The organism is Enterobacter sp. MG-EB028 (assembly GCF_056673305.1).
In genome coordinates this window covers 1-24,860 of the sequence record NZ_CP195079.1, presented here as the reverse complement: position 1 = coordinate 24,860, position 24,860 = coordinate 1, and the positions used below count along the sequence as shown (strand labels likewise).

Here is a 24,860-nt window from a genome sequence, read left to right as displayed (position 1 = left end):
TCGAAAGCATTACCTGTATTTAGCACGCTTTTTCACATTTGGTGTAGAGTCAGAACGAACTAATTGTTGAGAAAAATTATGAACGCAACAGCCATCAATACACTCATCGCACAGTTTCCTCTGGTTGAGGATCTGATTGCCCTGAAAGAAACCACCTGGCTTAACCCGCGCACCACGACGCTTGCGGAAGGATTGCCGTACGTCGGGCTGACCAAAGCCGACGTGGACGACGCCCACGCGCGCCTGAAACGCTTCGCGCCGTATCTGGCGAAAGCCTTCCCGGAAACGGCGGCAACGGGCGGGATTATCGAGTCCGAGCTGGTTGCTATTCCGGCAATGAAAAAACGGCTGGAGAAAGAATCTGGCAAGGCCATTCCCGGCACGCTGCTGCTGAAAAAAGACAGCCACCTGCCGATTTCCGGCTCGATTAAAGCGCGCGGCGGCATCTATGAAGTGCTGGCCCACGCGGAGAAGCTGGCGCTGGAAGCCGGGTTGCTGACCATCGAAGACGATTACAGCATTCTGCTGGAGCCGCGCTTTAAGGCCTTTTTCAGCCAGTACAGCATTGCGGTGGGCTCAACCGGCAACCTGGGGTTGTCTATCGGCATAATGAGCGCACGCATCGGCTTTAAAGTGACGGTACATATGTCTGCCGACGCCCGCGAGTGGAAAAAAGCCAAACTGCGCAGCCACGGCGTCATCGTCGTGGAATATGAGCAGGATTACGGCGTGGCGGTAGAGCAAGGACGAAAAGCGGCGGAAAGCGATCCGGACTGCTTCTTCATTGACGATGAAAACTCCCGCACCTTATTCCTGGGCTACGCCGTTGCAGGCGAGCGCCTGAAGGCGCAGTTTGCCGAACAGGGCCGCGTGGTGGATGCGGATCACCCGCTGTACGTCTACCTGCCGTGCGGCGTCGGCGGCGGCCCCGGCGGGGTGGCGTTTGGCCTGAAGCTGGCCTTTGGCGATAACGTCCACTGCTTCTTCGCAGAGCCAACGCACTCCCCGTGCATGCTACTGGGCGTTTACACCGGCCTGCACGATGAAATCGCGGTGCAGGATCTGGGCATTGATAACGTGACGGCGGCGGACGGTCTGGCGGTTGGGCGCGCCTCCGGCTTCGTCGGCCGCGCGATGGAGCGACTGCTCGACGGGTTCTATACGCTTTCCGATCGGAGCATGTACGACATGCTCGGCTGGCTGGCGCAGGAGGAAGGGATCCGTCTGGAACCGTCGGCGCTGGCGGGGATGGCCGGGCCGGTGCGCGTTCATTCGGATGCCAGCGTTACCCACCTGGTGTGGGCAACCGGCGGCGGCATGGTGCCGGAAGACGAGATGGCGAAGTATCTGGCTAAAGGGAAGTAATTAAGCCGCCACCCGGCTTACAGGCTCAAAATTTGCTGAATATGGGTTACCGCAAACAGCAGCGACAGCGAGAGAACAGCGAGTGCGATCAGGAACTTATCCCGCACCGCTTTCGGCTGTACAAAATCGTTCTGCGCCACGTCCATCAGGTTACGGCTGCGGGTATAGCGCCATAAAATGATGGCCACCAGCGCCAGCACAATAATGGAAATCCAGAATGGCACCCCTGTACGGTGCCAGTTGTGCTTAATCGCCAGGGCAATTAGCGCGCCATACCCCAGCAGCGTGCGCAGCCAGGCGAGTGACGTCCGCTCCGGCTGCAGGCCGGGGTCCGCTTCGCGCCGCGCTTTGCGGCTATCCGGCATAGAACACCAGCACCATTACCACGCCCGCCACCGTCAGCAGAATCACGCTGATGATGAGTAACCCGCGCGTATAGGGCAGATCCTGCTTCAGACGCATCGCCTTCTCATTGCGAAGCCAGCGCAGGTAACCGTAAATCGCCAGCACGCCCGCGAACAGGCACAGCAGCAGCGCCAGCACTTCACGAATCAATGGCGTGGCAAAATCGGGTGCGAGCTGGTCAAGGCCGACACCTGCGGCCAGAAAGCCCAGTGCGGTGCGGATCCACGCTAAAAAAGTGCGTTCATTAGCCAGAGAGAAGCGGTAGTCCGGCGCTTCGCCGAGGCGGGAAATTTTCATGGAGGTTCCTTGTCGTGCTACAGGCAGGCTTCAGCATAGCGTAAATCGACAAGGACAAGGAGACCGGCATCGGGCGATGCCGGTCAGGACGATTAGTGCAGCTCTGGCCAGTACTCTTTGTTGGCCTCGATCAGGTCATCCAGAATCGCTTTCGCGACGGATGCGCTCGGCACGGTTTTCGACAGGGTAATGGCCTGCCAGAGCTTCTGGTACGAGCGCTGCTCCCAGGCATCCACCACCAGTTTTTCCACCGCCACCTGCTGGCTCATCAACCCTTTCTGGAAGTGTGGAATATCGCCCACCGTAAGCGGCTCCGGCCCGTTATGACCCACCAGACACGGGATCTCCACCATCGCATCGGCATCAAAGTTATGGATGGCCCCGTTGTTTGGCACAATCAGCAGCATCCGCTCCTGCGTATTAAAGGCAATCGCCGTCGCCAGATCGACGATGTACGACGCATGTTCGTCGATTTCCAGCTCACCTGCGGAGGATTTGCCCGCCTCAATAATCGCCCGGCAGGAACTGAACACGTGCTTCTCACGGTGGTCCATGACCTCATTGGCGCGGGTGCGTTCCGGGTTGGAATGCGCAACCACGTAGTCCGGGAACAGGTAATACTTCAGGTAGGTGTTCGGCATGGTGTCCGGATCCAGCGCCTGCACGTCTTTGGCTTTGGCGAAAGTATCGTTCCAGCTCGCTTCGGTATGTGCATCTTCGGAAGGCGGAACATAGCCGTTTTTCGCCACGTATTCGCGCAGTTTTGGCATCAGATCGTTGCCGTTCAGATCCTCAATCGACGTCCACCAGCCGAAGTGGTTCAGGCCGTAGTAGCGCACGCGCATCTCTTTGCGGTCCTTCAGGCCGACAATCTGCGCCATGCGCCCTTCAATGCCTATCGGCATATCGCAGATGTTGAGAATTTTGGCGTTCGGGCGCAGGCGGCGCGTGGCTTCCGCGACAATCGCCGCCGGGTTGGAATAGTTCAGCATCCACGCGTTCGGGGAGTACTGCTCCATATAATCCACCAGCTCCAGCACGCCGCCGATAGAGCGCATGCCGTAAGAGATACCGCCCGGTCCGCAGGTTTCCTGACCCAGCACGCCGTGGCGCAGCGGAATTTTTTCATCTTTTTCGCGCATCGGGTATTTACCCACGCGGATGTGCGCCATCACGAAATCCACATCGGTAAACGCCGCTTTAGGATCGGTGGTGTAGCTGAACTCAATCTCCGGGGCCTGCTCCCTGAGGATGATTTTGCACGCTTCGGCGATGGTCTCCTGACGTGCGCCGTCGTTGTCATAGAACTTCAACGCGCGCAGCGGGAAGCGGTCACGGTTGGCTAACAGCATCAGGACGATACCAGGCGTAAAGGTGCTGCCGCCGCCTGCAATGACAACTGAGAATTTTTTCATGATATAGCCTCTGTCAGGGTGGTTTGTTCATTCGTTAAAGGAGTTTTCATTAGCGATTCCAGCTGGTCGCGCACCTGAGGAACGTGCAGGCCGACAATCACCTGAATGCCGTTGCCGCGTCGCACCACGCCGTGGGCGCCGAGGGCTTTGAAGACGTCATCGCTTTGGGTTTTCGCCATATCGACCAGCGCGATACGCAGGCGGGTGGCACAGTTATTGATGCTTTCGATGTTGGCCGCGCCGCCCAGCGCCTGCAGGAATCCGGCGGCCTGCCCGACCTGCTGGCTGGCCGCGGCCGGGGCGGTGGTTTGCCCGCGCGCTGCCTTATAGTCGGCCTTGCTGTAGAGTTTGATTTCGCTCTCTTCCCGGCCCGGCGTTTTCAGGTTCAGGCGTTCGATCAGCGTTTTGAAGACCACGAAGTAGATGCCGGTGAAGCAGACGCCGATGACAATCTGGGTGAAGACCGTCGTGGCGTGGTTATGGAACATCGGGATCCAGTTTTGCGGCAGGAACTGATCCAGCAGGCCGCCGCCCATGTTCCCTACCACGCCGAAGGTGTACATCACCGTTGCCATGGTGGCCGCCAGCACCGCATGCACGGCAAACAGCAGCGGCGAGATAAACAGGAAGGTGAACTCAAGCGGTTCGGTAATGCCCACCAGCACGGCGGTGAGCGTGGCAGGAACCAGCAGGCCCGCCACCTTGACGCGGTTTTCCGGCGACGCGGTGTACCAGATAGCAAATGCAATCCCGACCGAGCCAAACACTTTTGAGTTGCCGTGCAGCGCGAACCCGCCTTCCGGGAAGAGGGTTTTCAGCGGCAGGGTGCTCTGGCTGAACTCCTGCAGGTGCTGCGCCCAGTAGACCTGAATCCCGCCCTCCACCGCCGCCGGGCCGAAGATGAACGGACCGTAGACGAAGTGGTGCAATCCGGTTGGGATCAGAATGCGTTCCAGGAAGGTATACACCCACACGCCCAGCGCACCGGCAGAGCGCAGAAACGCCTGCAGGGACTCGATGCCCATCTGCACCTTTGGCCAGCCCAGCAGCGTCAGCCAGGCGCAGGGGATCATGACGAAGAACGCGAGAATAACGACAAACGAGCTGCCCTGGAAAATCCCCAGAAACACCGGCAGCGGCTTGTCGAAGTAGCGGTTGTGGATGGCGGTGACAATGCCTGAAATCACAATGGCCCCGATGATGCTGGTATCGAGCGTTTTGATCCCGGCAATCATCGCCAGCCCGCTACCCGCCGTCGGTTCGGCGGAGAAGTCGACGCCGAAAAAGTGGCCCCAGGTCATCCCCATCGCGTTAATAAAGTAGTTCCAGGTCAGGAAGCTAATCAGCACCGCCAGACAGGCGCGGCCCTGCGCCTGCTTCGCCAGGCCAATCGGCAGGCCGACGGCAAAAATCAGCGGCATATTGCGAAACACCGCCCAGCCGCCCTCTTCAATGATGTGAACAATCTGCGCGAAAAGATGATCGGGGGCCGTTAGCGCTTCGCCGACAAACAGCGGGTTGCGAAGCATGATAGCGATTCCCACCACGATCCCGGCGAACGGAAACAGCAATACCGGGGTAAACATGGCACCGCCAAAACGTTGTATTTGACTGAGCATTTTTAAATCCTCATGAAACAACCTGTAGGGGTAGAGGCCTTTATGGTTTTTTGCTGGCCTGAGGTGAGCATAAGAACTTACTGATGCGTGAACATGGCGTGCCGCTGCGATTCGTGATCGCATTCATGGTTTTATTTTGACCAATCAGGTCTACTTTTTGCGGTAAATATGGACATGTCGGGACACAATCCACGCCCTGATAAGGGCAGAGAGGTCTGGTGGTGATCTACAAATCTATTGCCGACAGGTTGCGGCTGCGGCTGAACTCGTCGGACTACAATATCGGCAGCCCGCTGCCCGGAGAAAAAGCGCTGGCGCAGGAGTTCGGCGTGGCGCGAATGACCATTCGAAAAGCGTTAGACCTGCTTGTGAGCTGGGGGCTGGTTGAGCGGCGGCACGGCAGCGGAACGTTTGTCTCACGCAAAGACGTACATCACGAAACCACCAACCTGACCGGGCTGGTGGAGGTGCTGCGTCAGCAGGGAAAAGAGGTGCAGAGCAAGGTGCTGCAGTTCGAAGTGATGCCCGCCCCGCCCGCCATCGCCAGCCAGCTTCGGATTCAGGTGGATGAGCGGATCTACTTTTCACGGCGGGTACGCTACGTGGACGGGAAGCCGCTGATGCTGGAGGACAGCTTTATGCCGGTGAAGCTGTTCCGCAACCTGTCGCTGGCGCATCTTGAGGGGTCCAAGTTCGATTACATCGAGAAGGAGTGCGGGATCACCATCAGCGGCAACTACGAAAGCCTGACGCCAGTGCTGGCAGATAAAACGCTGGCCGGTTATATGAACCTGCCGGAACAGACGCCGCTGCTGCGCATTACCTCTCTTTCCTACAGCGACAGCGGCGAGTTCCTCAATTATTCCGTGATGTTCCGAAATACCAGTGATTACCAGGTGGACTACCATCTGCGGCGCATCCACCCGGACGATCTGCTAGCCCATCCCCCAGAACAGCACCGCCAGTAGCTGTGGGGTGATGATGCGCAGAAACATCACCAGCGGGTAGACGGTGGCATAGGAGAGCGCGGCCGCGCCGCTGGTGGCGTGCAGGTTGTTGGCAAAGGCCAGCGCGGGCGGATCGGTCATGGAGCCCGCCAGCATGCCGCAAAGCGTCAGGTAGTTCATTCTGGCGAACATCCGCGCCAGGATTGCCACCGTCAGCAGCGGAATCGCCGTGATGAAGATGCCGTAGCCGACCCAGCTCATCCCTTCGCCCTTGACCAGGGTATCGACAAAATCCCCTCCGGATTTTAGCCCGACTACCGCCAGGAACAGCACGATGCCCAGCTCGCGCAGCGCCAGGTTGGCGCTCGGCGGCATAAACCAGTAGAGCTTCCCGATACAGCCGATACGCCCGAGGATCAGCGCCATAATCAGCGGCCCGCCCGCCAGGCCCAGCTTGAGCGCCACCGGGAAGCCCGGCACGTACACTGGAATAGAACCGAGCAGCACGCCGAGCCCGATACCGATAAACACCGGCAGCATCTGCACCTGCTGCAGTTTCTGCTGGGCGTTACCCACCATATCCGCCACGGCGTCGATGGACGACGGGCGCCCGACCAGGTTGAGGATATCACCGAACTGCAGGCTGGCCTCCGGGCTGGCGACCAGTTCGACACCTGCACGGTTAAGTCGAGAGATCACCACGTCATAGCGCTCTTTTACCTGCAGATCGCGAATTTTTTTGCCAAGAACGTGCTCGTTAGTCACCACTACGCGCTCCACGCGCATATCGGTGCCGCGGGTTGAGAGCGAGGTATCCACTTCCTGACCAATCACCAGCCGCGCGTTATTTAAATCCCCCGGCTGGCCGACCAGGTGCAGCAGATCGCCTTGCTGAATGACGGTGCCAGGCGCAGGCACCATTAGCATATCGTCACGCTTAAGGCGGGAGCAGATGATATTGGCGCTGTTCAGGATCGGTACGTCCTGAATCGCCATATTGTTCAGATTGGGGTTATCGACGCGAATGTTGATGGTTTTGATCGGCATATGGCCGTTGGTAAGCGTGGTTTCGTGATCTTTTGCCTCTGTTTCGACGTTAATGCGAAACAGGACGCGTACCAGCCACATGGAGAGCAGAATGCCACAAATACCAAACGGATAGGCCATGGCGTAGCTCATCCCCATTTGGTCGACAATGCCGGACTCAATGCCCAAATCGCGCAGGATTTGCTGCCCGGCACCGAGCGCCGGCGTGTTGGTGACCGCCCCGGAGAAAATGCCCAGCACCACGGGCAGCGGGATAGCAAAGATTTTGTGCAGGATCGCGGTGACCAGCCCACCCATTACCACAATGCCGAGGGCAAACAGGTTTAGCCGTAGCCCGGAGACGCGCAGGGAAGCGAAAAAGCCCGGCCCTACCTGAATCCCGATGGTGTAGACGAAGAGGATCAGGCCGAACTCCTGAGTAAAGTGGAGCATTTCGGCGCTGAGAACCAGCCCGAGCTTGTCGGCGAAGTGTCCGACAAAAATGCCGCCAAACAGCACCCCGCCTATCCCAAACCCGACGCCGCGGATTTTGATATTCCCTATCCACAGGCCAACAACAGCGACCAGGGCCAACACGCTTACGGTTAACGCGATATCACTCATGATCCACTTCCTTGGCATAACCTTAGTTATGCTAAGGATTCTCTCAGAGCCGGGGGCGGTTGTATGGGCGATGGCGCACAAAAAAGCCCTGCCGGGGCAGGGCTTTATCTTTTCACCCTCTCCCTGTGGGAGAGGGCCGGGTTGAGGGCATCAGCCCGCACACTATTAGCTATTCAACGCCGGGCGCTCGCTAATGGCGATACGCTGCGGCGCGATGGCCTCCGGTACGTTACGGATCAGGTCGATATTCAACAGCCCGTTAGTAAACGTCGCACCGGACACTTCCATATGGTCTGCCAGGGTAAAGCTCAGGCTAAACGGCTGATTAACCAGCCCCTGATGCAGCCACCGGGTCTCAGCCTCTTGTTTTTCCGGCGACCCCTTCAAGGTCAGGCGAGTGCCTTCAAGCTGGATGTCCAGATCGTCCTGGCGGAAACCGGCCAGCGCAAGGGTAATGCGATAGTGGTTATCGTCGCTTTTTTCGATGTTGTACGGCGGAAACGTCTGTTGCTCGGTGGTGCTTTGCAGGGCGTTAGCCAGCTTGTCAAAACCAATCCACTGACGCAGCAGGGGGGATAAATCATAGTTACGCATACTAAATCTCCTTCTGAGAAGCGAGTTCGGCACAGTTTAATTTTGTGCGCAGTTGTTCCTGCAAATCCTGATGGATTCGCATATGCTCCCGTTACGGCAAGCAAGTCCGGGTGGGCCGCTCATGCGACCCGCGTAATTAGTTAATTTCGATACGGCGCGGTTTTTTCTCTTCCGGAATCACACGTTCCAGTTCGATAAACAGCAGGCCGTTGACCAGGTTCGCGCCTTTAACGTGAATGTTCTCGGCTAACTGGAACTTGCGTTCAAAGTTGCGCTCGGCGATGCCCTGATAAAGGTAGGTACGTTCTTTCTGCTCGGCCGTATGGGAACCTTTCACCACCAGCAGGTTGTCCTGCGCGGTGATCTCCAGTTCGTGTTCTGCAAAACCGGCGACGGCAATGGCGATGCGGTAGTGGTTTTCGTCAACCAGCTCAACATTGTATGGAGGGTAGCCGTTGCTCTGGCTTTGGTTATTTTCTAAATGGTTAAACAGGCGATCAAAACCAATTGCAGAACGGTATAGCGGAGAAAGATCGAAGTTACGCATAAATAAAACTCCTGAAATCAGCGAGAAATTGTAGCCTTCCACCATGGACAGGCCTTTGCGCCCCCGAACACCCATCAGGCGTGCTCGTTATCGGGCCACATTCTTAAAATGGGTCTGGAATCGGGCTTTTCAAGCGTATTGTTGTGAGATTTTTTTGCACTTTGCTGGTTGTCGCATAGACTCTGGGACAACAGCACAAAGGGTTAAATTGCGATGGCTGCCACAGTGCGGGGTTATCGGGCTATTCATTTCGGATAAGGCTCGCTATAACCCTGAGTTGCAGGTCTATGCAGTGCCATTAACGATGACTGAGTGATGATGAAAAATGTTCTGATAAAGCTGACGGCGTTCAGCGGGGTAGTTTTGCTTTGCGGGTGTTCGAGCGTGATGTCTCACACCGGCGGTAAAGAAGGAACATATCCGGGGACGCGCGCCAGCGCGGCGATGATCTCCGATGACGATACCAACTGGGGCACCAAATCCCTGGTTATCCTGGATATGCCTTTCACGGCAGTCGCCGATACGCTGCTGCTGCCGTGGGACATGTTCCGCACGGACAATTCCGTGCGCTCACGCGTTGAGAAAAGCGAGCAGGAAAATCTGGCGACCAATTCCGTCATCCCGCCCGCTGCAATGCCCCCGCGCTAGTCCTCAGCGGTTTCCGTTAGCCACAGCTGGCGGAAACCGCCCGTCTCTTCCATCCATGCAATAAAGCGCCCGTCCGGGGAAAACACGACGGCATCAGCAGACGGCGGGTTGCCGTGATCGGACGTCAAAAACGTTACCTCTCCGCTCAGCGCGTCGCAGCAGGCGATCCGGTTTTCAAGCACAAATCCCAGCATGTTCCCGGAAGGGTGCCAGTTAAACGCAGACTGAATCCCGCTCTCCGTATGGGTTAACTGGCGCGGCTCGCCGCCCTCAGGAGAGATCAGCCACAGCTGCACAATGCCGTTATCATCCCGCATCAGAAACGCGATCTGCGTCCCCTGCGGATTACTGCGAACCCAGTGACGCGGCACGTTCACCAGGCCCGGATACGCCCTCTTATGCGTAAAGGTCAAACGACGCTGCATCACCCCGGCAGGCGGCGCTGGCAGGGTGTCTGGCGTTCCCTGCAGCGGCGCATCACCCGCTCGTTTCCAGCCCTGCTCGTCTTCTGGCAGGTTAACAATAAACAGTTCAGGCACTTTTTCGCCCTGCGCGGACAGGGTATCGCCGATAAACGCCAGCCTGTTGTTGCCCACCCAGCCCTCTTCGTAGGCGCGGTTGATGTCATCGCTGCCCGGCTGCGGGTTGGGCGTGGTGCGGCTGACCAGCACGCTCCAGAACGTGCCAGAATATTCACGCGGATGGTTCCCCTGCGGGTTCACCGGGCCGAAAGGCGCCGCCACGCCGACATTGCGTAAATCGAGCTTTGGATCGCGCTCATGTAAAACATGGTCGTTATAGGTGAAGCTGACGAACTGCCCGTTCGGGCTGAAGACGTGTACGTGGCTGCCGCCGCGCAGCGCGCCTGCGGTGTAAGGGGCAGTGATATCCAGCGCGTCCAGATTGCTGACCTGACCGTTATGCGCGATCACCCCCTGACGATGATGAAAATCGTAGCGCCAGCCTGCATCCGGATTTTTCGGGCCGTGGATAAAGACGTATTTATCCTCTGCCGGATGAACGGTCACCACGCCAACATGCGCGCCGTCAGTGGCGCGATAGACCACCTCCACCTCACCCGTAGCGACATTGACCCGCTCAATGGTTTCGCCGGTGAAGGACGCGCCTGACGGACGTACGTCGTAGACCAGCCACCGGCTGTCCGGCGTCCAGGTATTGATGTTGGTGAGCTGGTGGTTGCGGGAGGCGAAGGTGATTTGTTTCATGAGGATACCCTGATGCACGGTGAGTGCATCAGGGTAAAACATCCGCAGGGATTAGCCTACTCGTTTCACATCGCCCACCAGCAGGATGTAGGAGAGAGCCCCGATCAGCGCTACGGCAGAGATGTAGACCAGCGCCGGACCGAAGCCGTAGTCCTGCGCCAGGTAGCCGATGACCAGCGGTACGGTGATCCCGCCCAGTCCGCCGACAAAGTTGAACACGCCGCCGGTCAGGCCAATCAGCCGCATCGGCGCAAGGGACGACACCAGCGACCAGGTGATAGAGGCGAAACCGTTACCAAAGAACGCCACCGCCATCAGGGCCATAATCCACACTGGATCGTTGGTGTAGTTGGCACCCATGATGCAGGTTGAGATCAGCAAGCCGCAGATAATCGGCGTTTTACGCGCCACGCCCAGCGAGTACCCTTTTTTCACCAGCTTATCGGCCAGCCAGCCGGAGAGCAGCACGCCGAAAAATGCGGCGAGGAACGGCACGGTGGTCATAAAGCCCGCCTTCAGCGCCGCGATCCCCTTTTCCTGGGTCAGGTAGTTCGGGAACCAGGTGAGGAAGAACCACAGCGTAGAAGTAACCGCGAACTGGCCCAGATAAACGCCAACCAGCTTACGGTGGAAGACCAGCTTCCAGTCCGCTTTGGTCAGCGGCTGGCGCGCCTCTTTTTTCACCGGCGCATCACCATCCACCAGACCGCCACCGTCGCGGATGTAATCCAGCTCGGCCCTGGTGATACTTTTGGTCAGACGCGGCGGCTGGTAGACCTTGAACCAGATAAGCGACCAGATAATGCCAATCCCGCCGGTGACGATGAACACCCAGTGCCAACTCAGCAGCTCCTGGATCCAGATCAGCAGCGGCGTCAGGAACGCCAGGCCGACAAACTGCCCGGAAGTGTAAAAACCAACGGCGGACGCACGCTCGTGTTCCGGGAACCAGCTGGTCACCATACGGTTGTTGGTCGGAAACGCGGGCGCTTCGAAAACCCCGGTGATGGCACGCAGGCCAATCAGCGACATCAGCCCGGTGGCGAAGCCCTGGAACAGGGTCGCCACGGACCAGCCTAATATGGCGATAAAGTAGGTCAGACGTGAACCCACGCGGTCAAGAAACCAGCCGCCGGGGATCTGGCATAAGGTATACAGCCAGGCAAACGCCGAGAAGACGTAGCCCATTTCCGCTTTGGTGATGCCAAACTCTTCCTGAATATGGGCCGATGCCACGGCAAGGTTGGCGCGGTCGACATAGCAAATGACCACGGTAATAAAGATCATAATCAGCGTCAGGTAGCGGCGACGCCCGGTTTTTGTAGCGGTAACTGGAATATCCATCGCAATCTGTCTCCAGATTTTGGGCATAGCGAAGCCGCTCACCATGCCCTGTAATTTACAGAGGGTGTATTTGGTTTTTTTAATTAAAAACGTAAACAGAATGCGCTAAATAATTCGTGCTGGGGGAAGGCGGCAAGTTTTCGCATCCCCGGGAGCATACAAAAGTATGTGACCGGGGTAAGAAAACGCAGCCAACGCATCACCAGCGCGAAGTATGACGCGCATTTACCATTCGGCTACGCTGCCGTCCTCATGACGCCACAGCGGGTTTCGCCAGTCCGGCGCATTCTTACTCAGCTCAATGACTTTAGCTTCGTCAATTTCCACGCCAAGGCCCGGCTTCGTTAGCGGTTTAAAGAAACCGCCTTCCATGCAGAAGTCTTCTTTATTTTTCACAAAATCGAGCAGTTCCGCGCCCTTGTTATAGTGAATCCCCATGCTCTGTTCCTGGAACACCGCATTGCGGGAGACGAAGTCGACGTGCAGGCAGGCCGCCAGCGCGATTGGGCCGAGCGGGCAGTGCGGTGCCAGCGCCACGTCGTAAGCTTCTGCCATCCCGGCAATTTTGTAGCATTCGGTGATGCCGCCCGCATGAGAGAGATCAGGCTGCAGGATCGCAATCCCGCCCGCTTCAAGCACGCGTTTAAACTCGAAGCGCGAGAACATACGTTCACCCGCCGCGATAGGAATGTGGGTCTGTTCAGCCAGCTTCGGATAGTACTCCGCCTGCTCGGCCAGCACCGGCTCTTCGATAAACAGCGGGCGATAAGGCTCCAGCTCTTTAATCAGCACTTTGGCCATCGGCGCGCTGACGCGGCCGTGGAAATCCAGGCCAAACTCAATCTCGTTGCCGAAGGCTTCACGAATTTGCGCCACGGTATTGACCGCCCGGTCTACCGCACGCGAATTGTCGATAACGCCCATCTCTTCGCAGCCGTTGAGCTTGAAGGTGTCAAAGCCGATGTTGCGCAGCTGCGTGATGCCGTCGATCACTTCCGCCGGACGGTCGCCACCGACCCAGCTGTAGGCTTTGATTTTGTCGCGCACCAGGCCGCCCATAAGCTGCCAGACCGGCGCGTTAAGCACTTTACCTTTGATATCCCACAGCGCCTGGTCGATACCGGCGATGGCGCTCATCAGGATCGGACCACCGCGGTAGAAGCCCGCACGGTACATCACCTGCCACAGGTCGTTAATGCGCGCCGGGTCCTGACCAATCAGGTATTCGCCCAGCTCGTGTACTGCCGCTTCAACGGTGCGCGCGCGCCCTTCAATCACCGGTTCGCCCCAGCCTACAACCCCTTCATCGGTTTCGATTTTCAGGAACATCCAGCGCGGGGGTAAACGGTACGTGGTGAGTTTGGTTATTTTCATTTCACTGCCTCTCGATACGCTTTCACAAATGCTGCCGCCTGCTGTGCGGTACGTTCCACGGCCTGTCCGGCACGATAAAGATCGCTGCCCAGCCCTGCGCCCACACAACCAGCGCTCATCCACTGGCCCAGGTTTTCTGGCGTTACGCCGCCCACGGCAAAGACCGGCACGCTGGCGGGCAATACCGCTTTCAACGCCTTGATGTAGTCCGGTCCAAAAGCCGATGACGGGAAAATTTTGAGCGACTGCGCGCCCGCATCAAGGGCAGTAAAGGCTTCTGTGGCGGTGGCGCAGCCCGGGCAGACTGTCATGCCGTAACCCACTGCGCGGCGGATCACCTCAGGCTGAATATTGGGTGTGACGATAAGCCTGCAGCCCATCTTTGCCAGCCGATCGACCTGCTCAGGCTGTAACACGGTACCTGCGCCAATCAGCGCCTTATCGCCGAAGGCCTCCACCACGGCCGGAATGCTTTTTTCCCACTCGGGCGAGTTGAGCGGGATTTCTACCGCGTCGAACCCGGCGTCGATAACCGCGCCGACGTGGTCTAACACCTCATCGGGCGTGATGCCGCGCAAAATCGCGATAAGGGGAAGATCAGTTTGCCACTGCATGAGCGATGCTCCTTATTCCTGCCTGAAATGCCGTGTCGCCGGATACCGTCGAAACATCACGCCCAACGGCGCGAAATGCCTGTTCGTAGCGCGACGTTAGCGATGCGCCTGCGACAATCGTAATGGCCTGCTCGTGCGCGATGAACTCACGCATGCTGGCGACCTCTGCGCCAATCAGCAGGCCGGAGAGAAACTCGCTGACCTGCTCGCGCGGGAGAAGTCCCAGCACGTGCGAAGCGCGAACCTCAAAAAGCTGCGGCAAAACATCAGGGGAGGCGATCCCACGTTCAAGCCCGGCGGCAAACGCCTCTGACGAGGATTCCTGCTCAGGTAAACCGGCCCCGACCAGCGAATGGTTGAGCAGCAAATGGTGCAGCTCGCCGGTCATTACGGTGCGAAAATCGTGGATTTGCTCAGCGTCAGCCTGGACCCACTTACAGTGCGTGCCGGGCATGACGTAGACAGAAGAAGGAGAGAGAGCGCGCGCGCCAAGCAGCTGCGTCTCTTCACCGCGCATCACGTTGCGGTTATCGTCGCGAGAGACGCTCAAACCGGGAATAATCCAGATATTGTCGCCAATGGACGTTAACTGCTCGCCAATAGCGGAGAAATGGGCGGGAACCGGCAGATAAGGTGCAATTTTCCAGCCTACGTTACTGCCCACCATTCCCGCCATTACCACCGGCGTGGCGCTGTCGCGCCAGTTTTGTGTGACCTCTGCTAACACCGCCTCGGGGGATTTACCGTTCAGGCGCGTCACGCCTGCTTCTGATTGCCTGCTCTCCAGGCACTGCTCGCCCTGGTATAGCCAGGCGCGCAGATTGGTCGATCCCCAGTCAATTGCGATGTAGCGAGATGTCATGTGATTTCCTTCAGCCTTCGTGTCGAGCTGGCAATCATGGTAAGCGCCGCCTGCTCTGCCGCATCGCCGTCCTGATGCCGTATCGCATCGAACAGCGCTTTATGTTCCTGGAGCGTTTTTGGCATGTTGGCCTCATCACCCATCCAGGTACGTTCAAATACCGCTCGCTGTAGCGAGCTGATCGCCACGCTAAGCTGCTGTAATACCGGGTTATGCACCGACTGCAGCACCGCTTCGTGATAGCGAATGTCCGCCTCGTTGAATGCCTCCCGGTTCTGGTTATTGGCGATCATGTCGTTTAAAGCCGATTCAATCTGGGCCAAATCACCGGAGGTCGCGCGTTCCGCCGCCCAGCGCGCAATTGCCGGCTCCACCAGGTTTCGAACTTCACTCATCGCGCCGATAAGCCGCGGGTCGTAGTCGTTTTCCAGCACCCACTGCAGCACGTCGGTATCGAGGTAGTTCCACTGGTTGCGCGGGGCAACAAACGCGCCGCGATAGCGCTTCATTTCAATCAGCCGCTTCGCCATCAGCGAGCGGAACACTTCCCGGATGATGTTGCGCGAGGTTTCAAACTCCTCGCACAGTTCAGCCTCTGCGGGGAGCGGCGAACCGGGAACGTATTTACCGCCCACAATCTGGGTACCCAGCGTGATAACAATGCGATCGGTTTTATTGAGTGTCATGGAGAGTCCTTGTGCTCTGTATGTCCATCACTACTTTACCGCGACCGCTGAATTTCACCTCACTTTTGCAGTACAAACGTGAGAGAGTTCGTCTTTGCTGTGGTGACAATGTAGTACAATCAATTAATGTTGTACTACAATCCAGATCACAAAAAGAACAATTGGATAAATTCAGCGCAAAAAAAAGCCCCGGTTGATAACCGAGGCTGATGATTGAAAATAAGCGTTATTGCAGCACAAACTTCTCGATCGCGTAGGCAACGCCGTCTTCCAGGTTGGATTTGGTGACGAAATCAGCCACTTCTTTCACCGACGGAATGGCGTTATCCATCGCCACGCCCACGCCCGCGAATTCAATCATCGCGATGTCGTTCTCCTGGTCGCCGAGCGCCATGATCTCTTCAGGTTTGATGCCCAGCGTATCAGCAAGCGATTTCACACCGGTACCCTTATTGACGCGTTTATCGAGGATTTCGAGGAAATACGGCGCACTTTTCAGCACGGTGTACTTCTCTTTTACCTCCGCCGGAATGCGCGCGATGGCTTTATCCAGGATCTCCGGCTCGTCGATCATCATCACCTTCAGGAACTGCGTCGCCGGGTCCATTTTCTCGGCTTCACAGAACACCAGCGGAATGGTCGCAACGTAGGATTCATGTACCGTGTAGTAGCTGATATCGCGGTTGGCGGTATAAAGCGTATTGCGATCGAGCGCGTGGAAGTGGGACCCCACTTCGCGGGACAGTTTTTCCAGGAACAGGTAGTCGTCATAGTTCAGCGCGGTTTGCGCAACCGTACTGCCATCTGCGGCTTTCTGCACCAGCGCGCCGTTATAAGTGATGCAGTAATCACCCGGCTGATTCATGTGCAGCTCTTTCAGGTAGCTGTGTACGCCCGCATACGGACGGCCCGTGGTCAGAACCACATTCACGCCCTTCGCGCGGGCGGCGGCGATCGCGTTTTTAACGGCTGGAGAGATGGTGTGGTCTGGCAGCAGCAGCGTGCCGTCCATGTCGATTGCAATAAGTTTGATAGCCATGAGTTCCCCGGGATAAATGAGTGCTGCCTCATGCTAACGCGATTAAGCACACAAAAATAGAGCTACATTGCGCAACAGAAACACCCCTTTTACGCTTATGCCGGGGAACGACGACTTACTCGCGGGTGAGAACGATTTTACCGAATGCGCCGCGATCCAGATGTTCAAGGGCCTGTTCAAGCTCGTTAAAACGGTAGCGATGCTCAATCACCGGCTTCAGTCCCGTGACGTCAACAGCGCGGACAAAATCTTCCAGCGCCCGACGGTGCCCCACGCCAATCCCCTGAATGACGGGGGATTTCAGCAGCAGCTCGCCAGCAGGCAGCGAAATGTCAGTCCCGGCCAGCACGCCAATAACGGAGATACGCCCGTGAACGGCAACGGCGCGCAGGGAATGCTTCAGGTTCTCCCCACCTACGGTTTCGATAATATGGTCGATGCCGCGATCCTGAGTCAGCGCCAATGCCTCTTCAGCCCAGTCACTTTTCAGGCGGTTGACGCCCTGTCTGGCGCCCAGTTTTTTGGCGAGCGCCAGCTTTTCATCGCTCCCGGACGTGACAATGACCTCTGCGCCGTGCGCTTTTGCAATTTGCAGGGCGAAAATCGCCACACCGCCCGTCCCCTGTACCAGTACCGATTGCCCGGCGCGGAGCTGACCCCGCTCCACCAGTGCGAACCAGGCGGTAAGCCCTGCGCAGGGTAACGTGCTGGCCTCTGCGTCATCCAGGGTTTCCGGGGAAGCCACCAGCGCGTTTTCATTTACAATCACATACTCGGCCAGCATTCCCTGGAAATAGCCGCCGGACGTTTTGTAGGGCAAGTTGCGCGCGTCTGCCTGCGGCTTGCCGTCGATCCACTCCGGGAAGAAGGTTGAAATGACGCGAGCGCCAGGTTTGAAACGCGTAACGCCTTCACCCACGCTGTCCACCACGCCCGCCATGTCAGACGCCGGGGTGAACGGGAAGGAAAGCGGGATCGGCATCGTGCCTTCAATGACCATTTTATCGCGGTAGTTGAGCGCAACGGCATTTACCCGCACGCGCACTTCACCCGGGCCTGGCTGGGGAACCGGTTCATGAACGAGTTTAAGACTCTCGCGCCCAAGGGCGTTCATTGACCAGCGCTGCATTGTTTCTGTCATTTTTTTCTCCTGCCATCAGATAAGCTTCAGTAATGACAGTCTACCGTTGACTCATATTCTCCAGTGGCGATAAGTTTTCCCTTTATTGACGCCAGAATAGAGACAATCTATGTCCGATACGCTGAAGGATATTCCTGTTTTTGTGGCCGCCGTTGAGGCGGGTAGTTTTGCGCAGGCCGCCATTCGTCTGCATTTGTCACGCTCGGCGGTAGGAAAAAGCATCGCTCGCCTCGAACAGCGGTTGGGAGTTCGTCTTTTTCACCGCACCACCCGCAGCCAGAGGCTGACCGATAACGGCGCCCTTTTTTATGAACGCTGCCTGCGCGCGCTGGAGGAAATCCGTGGCGCGGAATCGCTACTTGAAACAGGGAAACAGCAGGTCAGTGGCCGCCTGCGCGTTGCCATGCCGGTACTGTTTGGCCGTCAGTGCGTCGCCCCGCTGCTGATCGCGCTGGCGCAGGAACACCCCGGGCTTGAACTGGAAATGTCATTCAGCGACCGCGTGGTGGATCTGGTCGAGGAAGGGTTTGATATGGCGGTACGTAACGGCACGCTGCAGGACAGCAGCGTGCTGGTGGCCAGAAAGCTTGGAGAACACCGCATGGTGCTGTGCGCCGCGCCGGATTACCTGCAGAAGAAAGGCCAGCCACAACGCGTTGATGATTTACCCCAGCATACTGCCATTAACTATCTGCGCGCGGGCAGAGTGTTGCCCTGGCAGCTGATGGATGACGAAGGAACGTCTCGCACCTTTACTCCCCGTTCGTCGCTAAACATGGATGATTTGCAGGCTATTTGCGACGCTGCGCTGGCCGGGCACGGCATTGCCTGGTTGCCCTGCTGGATGGTCATCAAAGAAATTCATCAGGGAAAACTCGTCCCGCTCCTGAAGCAGGCGCCGGATGTTCACTTCAACGTTCATGCCGTCTGGCAGCTGACACCTCATCTGCCGCTGAGGGTTAGAATTGCTGTAGACACGCTGGCGAGCCGTTTACCGGCTGTGATGTCGCTGGACCTTCCTGCGCCCATAAAAAAGCCGCGCTGAAGCGCGGCTTTTATCGCAGTGTAACGGCATTAGATATCGATATTCGCCGCTTTCAGCGCGTTCTCTTCGATGAAGGCACGACGCGGTTCAACCGCGTCACCCATCAGAGTGGTGAACAGCTGGTCCGCAGCAATCGCGTCTTTCACGGTGACGCGCAGCATGCGACGGCTTTCCGGATCCATGGTGGTTTCCCACAGCTGATCCGGGTTCATTTCGCCCAGACCTTTATAACGCTGGATAGACAGACCGCGACGGGACTCTTTCACCAGCCATTCCAGCGCCTGCTCGAAGCTGGCTACCGGCTGACGACGCTCGCCACGTTCGATGAACGCATCGTCTTCGATCAGGCCGCGCAGCTTCTCGCCGAGGGTGCAGATACGACGGTATTCCGGACCGGTCACAAATTCGTGCTCCAGCGGATAGTCGGTGTCGACGCCGTGAGTACGGACGCGAATGATAGGCTCAAACTGCTGCGCCGCATTCTGCTGAACGTCGAACTTCCACTGGCTGCCGTGCTGTTCTTTCTCGTTCAGCTCGCTCACCAGAGCGTTCACCCAGCGGGTAACGGTCTGCTCGTTGCTCAGATCGGCTTCGGTCAGGGTCGGCTGATAGACCAGCTCCTTCAGCAGCGCTTTTGGATAACGGCGCTCCATACGGCCAATCATTTTCTGCGTGGCGTTGAACTCGGAAACCAGACGCTCCAGCGGCTCGCCTGCCAGTGCCGGAGCGCTGGAGTTCGCGTGCAGGGTTGCACCGTCAAGGGCGATCGCGATTTGGTACTGATCCATCGCATCGTCATCTTTGATGTACTGTTCCTGCTTGCCTTTCTTCACCTTGTACAGCGGCGGCTGTGCAATGTAGACGTGGCCACGCTCAACGATTTCAGGCATCTGACGATAGAAGAAGGTCAACAGCAGCGTACGGATGTGCGAGCCGTCGACGTCCGCATCGGTCATGATGATGATGCTGTGATAGCGCAACTTGTCCGGGTTGTACTCATCGCGGCCAATGCCGCAGCCCAGCGCGGTGATGAGCGTCGCCACTTCCTGGGAAGAGAGCATCTTGTCGAAGCGCGCTTTCTCAACGTTGAGGATTTTACCCTTCAGCGGCAGAATCGCCTGGTTTTTACGGTTACGGCCCTGCTTCGCAGAACCGCCCGCGGAGTCCCCTTCCACAAGGTACAGTTCGGACAGCGCCGGGTCGCGTTCCTGACAGTCAGCCAGCTTGCCCGGCAGGCCCGCTAAGTCCAGCGCGCCTTTACGACGGGTCATCTCACGGGCTTTACGCGCCGCTTCACGGGCACGCGCCGCATCGATAATTTTGCCCACAACGATTTTCGCGTCGTTCGGGTTTTCCAGCAGGTACTCGCTCAGCAGTTCGTTCATCTGCTGCTCAACCGCTGATTTCACCTCGGAAGAGACCAGCTTGTCTTTGGTCTGTGAGGAGAACTTCGGATCCGGCACCTTAACGGAAACAACGGCAATCAGGCCTTCACGGGCGTCGTCACCGGTGGCGCTGACTTTAGCTTTTTTGCTGTAGCCTTCTTTGTCCATGTAGGCGTTCAGGGTACGGGTCATCGCCGCGCGGAAGCCCGCAAGGTGAGTACCGCCGTCACGCTGTGGAATGTTGTTGGTGAAGCAGTAGATGTTTTCCTGGAAACCATCGTTCCACTGCAGCGCCACTTCCACGCCGATACCGTCTTTTTCGGTGGAGAAGTAGAAGATATTCGGGTGAATTGGCGTTTTGTTCTTGTTCAGATACTCAACGAACGCCTTGATACCGCCTTCGTAGTGGAAGTGGTCTTCTTTGTTGTCACGCTTGTCGCGCAGGCGAATCGATACGCCGGAGTTCAGGAACGACAGTTCACGCAGGCGTTTCGCCAGAATGTCGTACTCGAATTCAGTGACGTTAGTGAAGGTTTCGAGGCTCGGCCAGAAACGCACCATGGTACCGGTTTTGTCGGTATCGCCGGTAACGGCCAGCGGGGCTTCAGGCACGCCGTGCTGGTAAATCTGACGGTGAATTTTGCCTTCGCGCTGGATGACCAGCTCCAGCTTCTGCGACAGGGCGTTAACTACGGAAACGCCTACACCGTGCAGGCCGCCGGAAACTTTATAGGAGTTATCGTCGAACTTACCGCCTGCGTGCAGAACGGTCATGATCACTTCCGCAGCGGATACGCCCTCTTCCGGGTGAATACCGGTTGGGATGCCACGGCCATCATCGGTGACGGAGACGGAGTTGTCCGCATGGATGGTGACCACGATGTCTTTACAGTGACCCGCGAGCGCTTCGTCGATAGCGTTATCTACCACCTCGAATACCATGTGGTGCAGACCGGTGCCGTCATCCGTGTCGCCGATATACATACCCGGGCGCTTACGCACCGCATCCAGCCCTTTCAGGACTTTGATACTGGAGGAGTCATAAGAATTCGACATCAACGTTTCTCGCTCATTTCAACTTGGGTTAATCCGTTATTTTACCCTTTTCCACGGTAAACATCTTCGAATTTTCGTCCGACATGTCCATAACGTGTTCAGCGCTTATGGCGCTGACGAAAACCTGCGACTGCGTGGCTTTTAAGCGGCTGGCAAGCAGCCCGCGCCGCGCGTCGTCAAGTTCCGAGGCAAAATCATCTATCAGGTACAGGCAGCGCCGCCCGCTCTCGCGGGTGAGGAACTCCCCCTGCGCCAGGCGCAGCGCGCACATCAGGAGCTTGAGCTGCCCGCGCGACAGCGTATCTTCCACCGGTGCACCGTCGGCACGAATGCGAAAATCCGCCTTGTGCGGGCCGTGCGCGGTGTAGGTCAACATGCGGTCGCGCTCAAAGCTTCTCTCTAACACCTCGGCATAATCCGTCTCTTTCTCCCAGCCGCGCTGGAAGGAGAAGGTGAGAGAGAACTCGGGTAAAAACTGTTTGCAGGTGTCGGCCATGTCTTCGGCGATACCCGCGCTGTATTCGGCACGCCAGTTGCTGATTTGTTCCGCGAGAGGGATTAACTCCATGTCCCACGGACGCAGCTGGGCGTAACGGGTAACCTGGCGCAACGCGGCGTTACGCTGCTTGAGCAGACGCTTCAGGTTGCTCCAGGCGTTAAAGAAACCGGCTTCGTTGTGAAAGCATCCCCAGTCGAGAAACGCTCTTCTGTATTTGGGGCCGCCGTTGAGTAAAGTAAACCCCTCCGGCGTAATCAGCTGCATCGGCATCAGCAGCGCCAGCTCCGCCACTTTATGGCCGTCGGTGCCGTCGATGCGCACCTTGCTGTCGCCCTGCTTGTCTTTGGTCAGGCCGATGGAGGTTTCCCGCTCTGCGCCCTGCAAACGTCCGTGCAGAACAAAGGATTCCTGCTCGTGGCGAATGACGCGACCAATCTGCAAACTGCGAAACGCCCGACCGTGGCCGAGCGTATAGATGGCTTCCAGCACGCTGGTTTTGCCGCTGCCGTTCGCGCCAACCAGGAAGTTAAAGCCGGGGGATAAAGCGAGATCCGCGCTTTCGATATTGCGAAAGTCGCGGATCAACAGACGGGTGAGCGACATTACAGTCTCATTGGCATGACAACATAAGCAGCCGACTGTGATGCGGCATCTTCAATCTGTACGCTCGAAACGGAGTCGGTCAGCAGGATGCGCACGTTCTCGCATTTCAGTGCATTGAGCACATCCAGCACGTAGCTGACGTTAAAGCCGATTTCCATCTCAGCCCCGGCGTAGGTGACGTCCAGAATCTCTTCTGCCTCTTCCTGCTCCGGGTTATTAGCGGTGATTTTGATCTGGTTTTCACTCACGTAAAGGCGCACGCCGCGGAATTTCTCGTTAGAGAGGATCGCGGCACGGGCAAACGCCTGCTTGAGGCTATCGCAGCCCGCTTCCAGCGTTTTGTCCGGGTTTTTCGGCAACACGCGGCGATAATCCGGGAAACGGCCGTCAACCAGCTTCGATGTGAAAACAAAATCGCCCACGTGCGCGCGGATGTTGTTGCTGCCGATCTGCACGCGCAGCGGCGTGTCGCCACCGTCGAGCATACGCATCAGCTCAATCACCCCTTTACGCGGCACGATCACCGAATGGTTTGGCAGTGAGTCGCCAATCGGCATAGAACAGACCGCCAGACGGTGGCCGTCGGTAGCCACGGTACGCAGCTCTTCACCTTCGGTTTCGAACAGCATGCCGTTTAAGTAGTAACGAACGTCCTGATGCGCCATGGAGAACTGCGTGGCTTCAATCAGACGCTTCATCGTCGCCTGCGGCAGGGTGAATTCCACTTCACTCTGCCAGTCGTCCAGGTTCGGGAAGTCTGCAGCTGGCAGCGTGGAGAGTGAGAAACGGCTGCGGCCAGAGCGCACCAGCATGCGGTCGCCTTCCAGCTGCACGGCGATTTCAGCGCCTTCCGGCAGCCCGCGGCAGATATCAAAGAATTTACGTGCCGGAACCGTGGTCGCGCCCGCGTCGTGCGGCTGCGTCAGCGTAACGCGCGCGATCATTTCCATTTCCAGATCTGTACCGGTCAGCGACAGCGTACCGTCCGCGACCTGAAGCAGCAGGTTTCCGAGAATAGGCAGCGTTGGGCGGCCGCCTAATGGGCCACTCACCTGTTGCAGCGGTTTTAATAAATGTTCACGTTCAACGGTAAATTTCATAGCGTCACGATGATAATGTTCTGATTAGATTGGAAAAATCTTCTTTTATGTCGTGGCTTTCTTCGCGTAACTGCTCAATCTTGCGACAAGCGTGCAGCACGGTCGTATGGTCACGGCCACCAAACGCATCGCCGATTTCCGGCAGACTGTGGTTGGTTAACTCCTTTGCCAGCGCCATCGCCATCTGACGCGGACGCGCCACCGAGCGGGAACGACGTTTAGACAGTAAATCTGCCACTTTAATCTTGTAGTACTCGGCCACCGTCTTTTGAATATTGTCGATAGTGACCAGTTTTTCCTGCAATGCCAGCAAATCACGCAGCGCTTCACGCACAAAATCGATGGTGATCGCACGACCGGTAAAGTTGGCATTGGCGATAACGCGGTTCAGCGCCCCTTCCAGCTCACGCACGTTGGAGCGCAGACGCTTGGCAATGAAGAACGCCACTTCACCCGGCAGGCGAATGTCGTTCTCATCGGCTTTCTTCATCAGGATCGCAACGCGGGTTTCCAGCTCCGGTGGCTCGATCGCCACGGTCAGGCCCCAGCCGAAGCGGGATTTCAGACGATCTTCAACGCCGTTGATCTCTTTTGGATAACGATCCGAGGTCAAAATGATCTGCTGATTACCTTCCAGCAGGGCGTTGAAGGTGTGGAAAAATTCTTCCTGCGATCGTTCTTTATTGGCAAAGAACTGGATGTCATCGATCAGCAGCGCGTCAACGGAACGGTAGTAGCGTTTAAACTCTTCGATCGCATTGTTTTGCAGGGCTTTTACCATGTCCTGAACGAAGCGCTCGGAGTGCATATACACCACTTTCGCGTTAGGCTTGCGGGCCATAATGCCGTTACCTACCGCATGCAGCAGGTGGGTTTTACCGAGACCCGTGCCGCCATAGAGGAACAGCGGGTTGTAGGCACCGCCGGGGTTATCCGCAACCTGACGGGCCGCCGCGCGCGCCAGCTGGTTCGACTTACCTTCAACGAAGTTATCGAACGTGTGTTTCACGTTAACGTTAGAGCGATAGGTTGGCTCTGCGGGGGCAGGGACGTTATCCCAGCCCTGACGAGCGGGTGCGACGCGAGGTGCCGGAGCCGGAACAGCCTGAGCAGGCGCGGCTACATTTACGGTTTCACGAACGGTTTGGGTGACCGGCTTTGTGCCCACTTCAAAACGCAGCTGTGGGACATCTGACCCGCAGAAATCGTTCAGCAGACCATTGATGTTATTAAGATATTTGTCCCTTACCCAATCGAGCACAAAACGGTTTGGCGCATACAAAGCCAGCGTGTTATCGCTCAGCTCCGCCTGCAACGGGCGGATCCACATACTGAATTCTGTGGCTGGTAACTCATCCTGCAATCGGGCAAGACACTGCTGCCAAAGCGAAAGTGACAC

General features: G+C 57.4%; 23 protein-coding genes and 1 other annotated feature. Of the genes, 4 read left to right on the top strand and 19 right to left on the bottom strand.

Going from position 1 to position 24,860, the window contains the following annotated elements; genetic code table 11:
* The first annotated feature begins 78 nt into the window (after positions 1-78).
* Positions 79-1,365: a D-serine ammonia-lyase gene (gene dsdA, locus ACR42C_RS00115; RefSeq protein ID WP_116343638.1), complete on the top strand. Its 1,287-nt coding sequence runs from the start codon at positions 79-81 to the stop codon at positions 1,363-1,365.
* Positions 1,366-1,382: 17 nt separating this feature from the next.
* On the opposite strand, the gene ACR42C_RS00110 is transcribed toward dsdA, so the two are convergent.
* From ACR42C_RS00110 to ACR42C_RS00095, 4 genes are all read right to left on the bottom strand, one after another.
* Entirely contained in the window at positions 1,383-1,730 is a 348-nt protein-coding gene (locus tag ACR42C_RS00110; protein ID WP_116343639.1) for a DUF202 domain-containing protein, read from the bottom strand.
* Positions 1,720-2,067: a YidH family protein gene (locus ACR42C_RS00105; protein WP_116343640.1), complete on the bottom strand. Its 348-nt coding sequence runs from the start codon at positions 2,065-2,067 to the stop codon at positions 1,720-1,722. Before ACR42C_RS00105 ends, ACR42C_RS00110 begins: the two co-directional genes overlap by 11 nt.
* Before the next feature lie 92 nt (positions 2,068-2,159).
* The gene (locus tag ACR42C_RS00100; RefSeq protein WP_116343641.1) at positions 2,160-3,482 is read right to left on the bottom strand and encodes a 6-phospho-alpha-glucosidase; all 1,323 of its coding nucleotides are present in this window, start codon (positions 3,480-3,482) and stop codon (positions 2,160-2,162) included.
* Positions 3,479-5,101 carry an alpha-glucoside-specific PTS transporter subunit IIBC gene (locus tag ACR42C_RS00095; protein ID WP_479984607.1) on the bottom strand — a complete coding sequence of 541 codons (1,623 nt, stop codon included), beginning with the start codon at positions 5,099-5,101 and terminating at the stop codon, positions 3,479-3,481. Before ACR42C_RS00095 ends, ACR42C_RS00100 begins: the two co-directional genes overlap by 4 nt.
* Before the next feature lie 221 nt (positions 5,102-5,322).
* Here ACR42C_RS00095 and ACR42C_RS00090 point away from each other — a divergent pair, with 221 nt between their 5' ends.
* The gene (locus ACR42C_RS00090) at positions 5,323-6,069 is read left to right on the top strand and encodes a GntR family transcriptional regulator (RefSeq protein WP_024907387.1); all 747 of its coding nucleotides are present in this window, start codon (positions 5,323-5,325) and stop codon (positions 6,067-6,069) included.
* On the opposite strand, the gene ACR42C_RS00085 is transcribed toward ACR42C_RS00090, so the two are convergent.
* The 3 genes from ACR42C_RS00085 to ibpA all read right to left on the bottom strand — a co-directional run bounded on the left by ACR42C_RS00085 (position 6,037) and on the right by ibpA (position 8,839).
* Positions 6,037-7,698, bottom strand: a complete 1,662-nt coding sequence (locus ACR42C_RS00085) for a putative transporter (protein WP_192984745.1) — start codon at positions 7,696-7,698, stop codon at positions 6,037-6,039. The genes ACR42C_RS00090 and ACR42C_RS00085 overlap by 33 nt on opposite strands.
* 165 nt (positions 7,699-7,863) lie before the next feature.
* Positions 7,864-8,292: a small heat shock chaperone IbpB gene (gene ibpB, locus ACR42C_RS00080; protein ID WP_479984606.1), complete on the bottom strand. Its 429-nt coding sequence runs from the start codon at positions 8,290-8,292 to the stop codon at positions 7,864-7,866.
* A 136-nt stretch (positions 8,293-8,428) separates the two neighbouring features.
* Positions 8,429-8,839, bottom strand: a complete 411-nt coding sequence (gene ibpA / locus ACR42C_RS00075) for a small heat shock chaperone IbpA (protein ID WP_116343680.1) — start codon at positions 8,837-8,839, stop codon at positions 8,429-8,431.
* Positions 8,833-8,904, bottom strand: a sequence feature (ROSE (Repression Of Heat Shock gene Expression) occurs in the 5'-region of heat shock genes and acts as an RNA thermometer to modulate expression.). Its footprint overlaps the gene before it by 7 nt.
* 250 nt (positions 8,905-9,154) lie before the next feature.
* On the opposite strand from ibpA, the gene ACR42C_RS00070 reads away from it, so the two are divergent.
* Positions 9,155-9,487, top strand: coding sequence for a YceK/YidQ family lipoprotein (locus ACR42C_RS00070; RefSeq protein ID WP_116343645.1), 333 nt, complete (start codon positions 9,155-9,157; stop codon positions 9,485-9,487).
* Here ACR42C_RS00070 and ACR42C_RS00065 read toward each other — a convergent pair.
* The 8 genes from ACR42C_RS00065 to ACR42C_RS00030 form a co-directional block, all read right to left on the bottom strand.
* On the bottom strand, positions 9,484-10,713 hold the full coding sequence (locus tag ACR42C_RS00065; protein WP_479984605.1) for a YidR family protein: 1,230 nt from the start codon (positions 10,711-10,713) through the stop codon (positions 9,484-9,486). The two genes, ACR42C_RS00070 and ACR42C_RS00065, sit on opposite strands and share 4 nt — an antisense overlap.
* A 51-nt stretch (positions 10,714-10,764) precedes the next feature.
* On the bottom strand, positions 10,765-12,102 hold the full coding sequence (locus tag ACR42C_RS00060; RefSeq protein WP_116343647.1) for an MFS transporter: 1,338 nt from the start codon (positions 12,100-12,102) through the stop codon (positions 10,765-10,767).
* A 180-nt stretch (positions 12,103-12,282) separates the two neighbouring features.
* Entirely contained in the window at positions 12,283-13,431 is a 1,149-nt protein-coding gene (gene dgoD / locus ACR42C_RS00055) for a galactonate dehydratase (RefSeq protein WP_028014940.1), read from the bottom strand.
* Positions 13,428-14,045, bottom strand: coding sequence for a 2-dehydro-3-deoxy-6-phosphogalactonate aldolase (locus ACR42C_RS00050; protein WP_166709588.1), 618 nt, complete (start codon positions 14,043-14,045; stop codon positions 13,428-13,430). Before ACR42C_RS00050 ends, dgoD begins: the two co-directional genes overlap by 4 nt.
* A complete protein-coding gene (locus ACR42C_RS00045; RefSeq protein ID WP_479984604.1) occupies positions 14,029-14,907 on the bottom strand; it encodes a 2-dehydro-3-deoxygalactonokinase in 879 nt (292 codons plus the stop codon). Before ACR42C_RS00045 ends, ACR42C_RS00050 begins: the two co-directional genes overlap by 17 nt.
* On the bottom strand, positions 14,904-15,593 hold the full coding sequence (dgoR, locus tag ACR42C_RS00040; protein WP_003861109.1) for a D-galactonate utilization transcriptional regulator DgoR: 690 nt from the start codon (positions 15,591-15,593) through the stop codon (positions 14,904-14,906). The genes ACR42C_RS00045 and dgoR overlap by 4 nt, the downstream gene beginning before the upstream one ends.
* 226 nt (positions 15,594-15,819) lie before the next feature.
* Complete coding sequence (gene yidA / locus ACR42C_RS00035; protein WP_479984603.1) at positions 15,820-16,632, bottom strand: sugar-phosphatase; 813 nt, start codon at positions 16,630-16,632, stop codon at positions 15,820-15,822.
* A 115-nt stretch (positions 16,633-16,747) separates the two neighbouring features.
* A complete protein-coding gene (locus ACR42C_RS00030; protein WP_479984602.1) occupies positions 16,748-17,773 on the bottom strand; it encodes a zinc-dependent alcohol dehydrogenase family protein in 1,026 nt (341 codons plus the stop codon).
* Between the two features lie 109 nt (positions 17,774-17,882).
* Between ACR42C_RS00030 and ACR42C_RS00025 the strand changes: the two genes are divergently transcribed.
* Positions 17,883-18,818: a LysR family transcriptional regulator gene (locus ACR42C_RS00025; RefSeq protein WP_116343653.1), complete on the top strand. Its 936-nt coding sequence runs from the start codon at positions 17,883-17,885 to the stop codon at positions 18,816-18,818.
* A 29-nt stretch (positions 18,819-18,847) separates the two neighbouring features.
* Here ACR42C_RS00025 and gyrB read toward each other — a convergent pair whose 3' ends face one another.
* From gyrB to dnaA, 4 genes are read right to left on the bottom strand one after another with little or no spacing between them, the layout of a single operon-like run.
* Positions 18,848-21,259 (bottom strand): DNA topoisomerase (ATP-hydrolyzing) subunit B, encoded by a 2,412-nt coding sequence (gene gyrB, locus ACR42C_RS00020; protein ID WP_479984601.1) that lies wholly within the window; start codon positions 21,257-21,259, stop codon positions 18,848-18,850.
* A gap of 28 nt (positions 21,260-21,287) precedes the next feature.
* The gene (recF, locus tag ACR42C_RS00015; protein WP_302219488.1) at positions 21,288-22,361 is read right to left on the bottom strand and encodes a DNA replication/repair protein RecF; all 1,074 of its coding nucleotides are present in this window, start codon (positions 22,359-22,361) and stop codon (positions 21,288-21,290) included.
* Positions 22,361-23,461, bottom strand: a complete 1,101-nt coding sequence (gene dnaN / locus ACR42C_RS00010; RefSeq protein WP_008500170.1) for a DNA polymerase III subunit beta — start codon at positions 23,459-23,461, stop codon at positions 22,361-22,363. The genes recF and dnaN overlap by 1 nt, the downstream gene beginning before the upstream one ends.
* A 4-nt stretch (positions 23,462-23,465) precedes the next feature.
* A complete protein-coding gene (dnaA, locus tag ACR42C_RS00005; RefSeq protein ID WP_032644944.1) occupies positions 23,466-24,860 on the bottom strand; it encodes a chromosomal replication initiator protein DnaA in 1,395 nt (464 codons plus the stop codon).

Coding starts and splice junctions, on each gene's coding strand:
- ibpA (WP_116343680.1), bottom strand. CDS start 8,839: ATGCGTAACTTCGATCTTTCTCCGCTATACCGTTCTGCAATTGGTTTT.
- ACR42C_RS00085 (WP_192984745.1), bottom strand. CDS start 7,698: ATGAGTGATATCGCGTTAACCGTAAGCGTGTTGGCCCTGGTCGCTGTT.
- ACR42C_RS00105 (WP_116343640.1), bottom strand. CDS start 2,067: ATGAAAATTTCCCGCCTCGGCGAAGCGCCGGACTACCGCTTCTCTCTG.
- ACR42C_RS00030 (WP_479984602.1), bottom strand. CDS start 17,773: ATGACAGAAACAATGCAGCGCTGGTCAATGAACGCCCTTGGGCGCGAG.
- ACR42C_RS00100 (WP_116343641.1), bottom strand. CDS start 3,482: ATGAAAAAATTCTCAGTTGTCATTGCAGGCGGCGGCAGCACCTTTACG.
- dnaN (WP_008500170.1), bottom strand. CDS start 23,461: ATGAAATTTACCGTTGAACGTGAACATTTATTAAAACCGCTGCAACAG.
- yidA (WP_479984603.1), bottom strand. CDS start 16,632: ATGGCTATCAAACTTATTGCAATCGACATGGACGGCACGCTGCTGCTG.
- ACR42C_RS00060 (WP_116343647.1), bottom strand. CDS start 12,102: ATGGTGAGCGGCTTCGCTATGCCCAAAATCTGGAGACAGATTGCGATG.
- ACR42C_RS00025 (WP_116343653.1), top strand. CDS start 17,883: ATGTCCGATACGCTGAAGGATATTCCTGTTTTTGTGGCCGCCGTTGAG.
- ACR42C_RS00045 (WP_479984604.1), bottom strand. CDS start 14,907: ATGACATCTCGCTACATCGCAATTGACTGGGGATCGACCAATCTGCGC.
- ACR42C_RS00050 (WP_166709588.1), bottom strand. CDS start 14,045: ATGCAGTGGCAAACTGATCTTCCCCTTATCGCGATTTTGCGCGGCATC.
- dgoD (WP_028014940.1), bottom strand. CDS start 13,431: ATGAAAATAACCAAACTCACCACGTACCGTTTACCCCCGCGCTGGATG.
- ibpB (WP_479984606.1), bottom strand. CDS start 8,292: ATGCGTAACTATGATTTATCCCCCCTGCTGCGTCAGTGGATTGGTTTT.
- dsdA (WP_116343638.1), top strand. CDS start 79: ATGAACGCAACAGCCATCAATACACTCATCGCACAGTTTCCTCTGGTT.
- ACR42C_RS00110 (WP_116343639.1), bottom strand. CDS start 1,730: ATGCCGGATAGCCGCAAAGCGCGGCGCGAAGCGGACCCCGGCCTGCAG.
- ACR42C_RS00070 (WP_116343645.1), top strand. CDS start 9,155: ATGATGAAAAATGTTCTGATAAAGCTGACGGCGTTCAGCGGGGTAGTT.
- dgoR (WP_003861109.1), bottom strand. CDS start 15,593: ATGACACTCAATAAAACCGATCGCATTGTTATCACGCTGGGTACCCAG.
- recF (WP_302219488.1), bottom strand. CDS start 22,361: ATGTCGCTCACCCGTCTGTTGATCCGCGACTTTCGCAATATCGAAAGC.
- ACR42C_RS00095 (WP_479984607.1), bottom strand. CDS start 5,101: ATGCTCAGTCAAATACAACGTTTTGGCGGTGCCATGTTTACCCCGGTA.
- gyrB (WP_479984601.1), bottom strand. CDS start 21,259: ATGTCGAATTCTTATGACTCCTCCAGTATCAAAGTCCTGAAAGGGCTG.
- ACR42C_RS00065 (WP_479984605.1), bottom strand. CDS start 10,713: ATGAAACAAATCACCTTCGCCTCCCGCAACCACCAGCTCACCAACATC.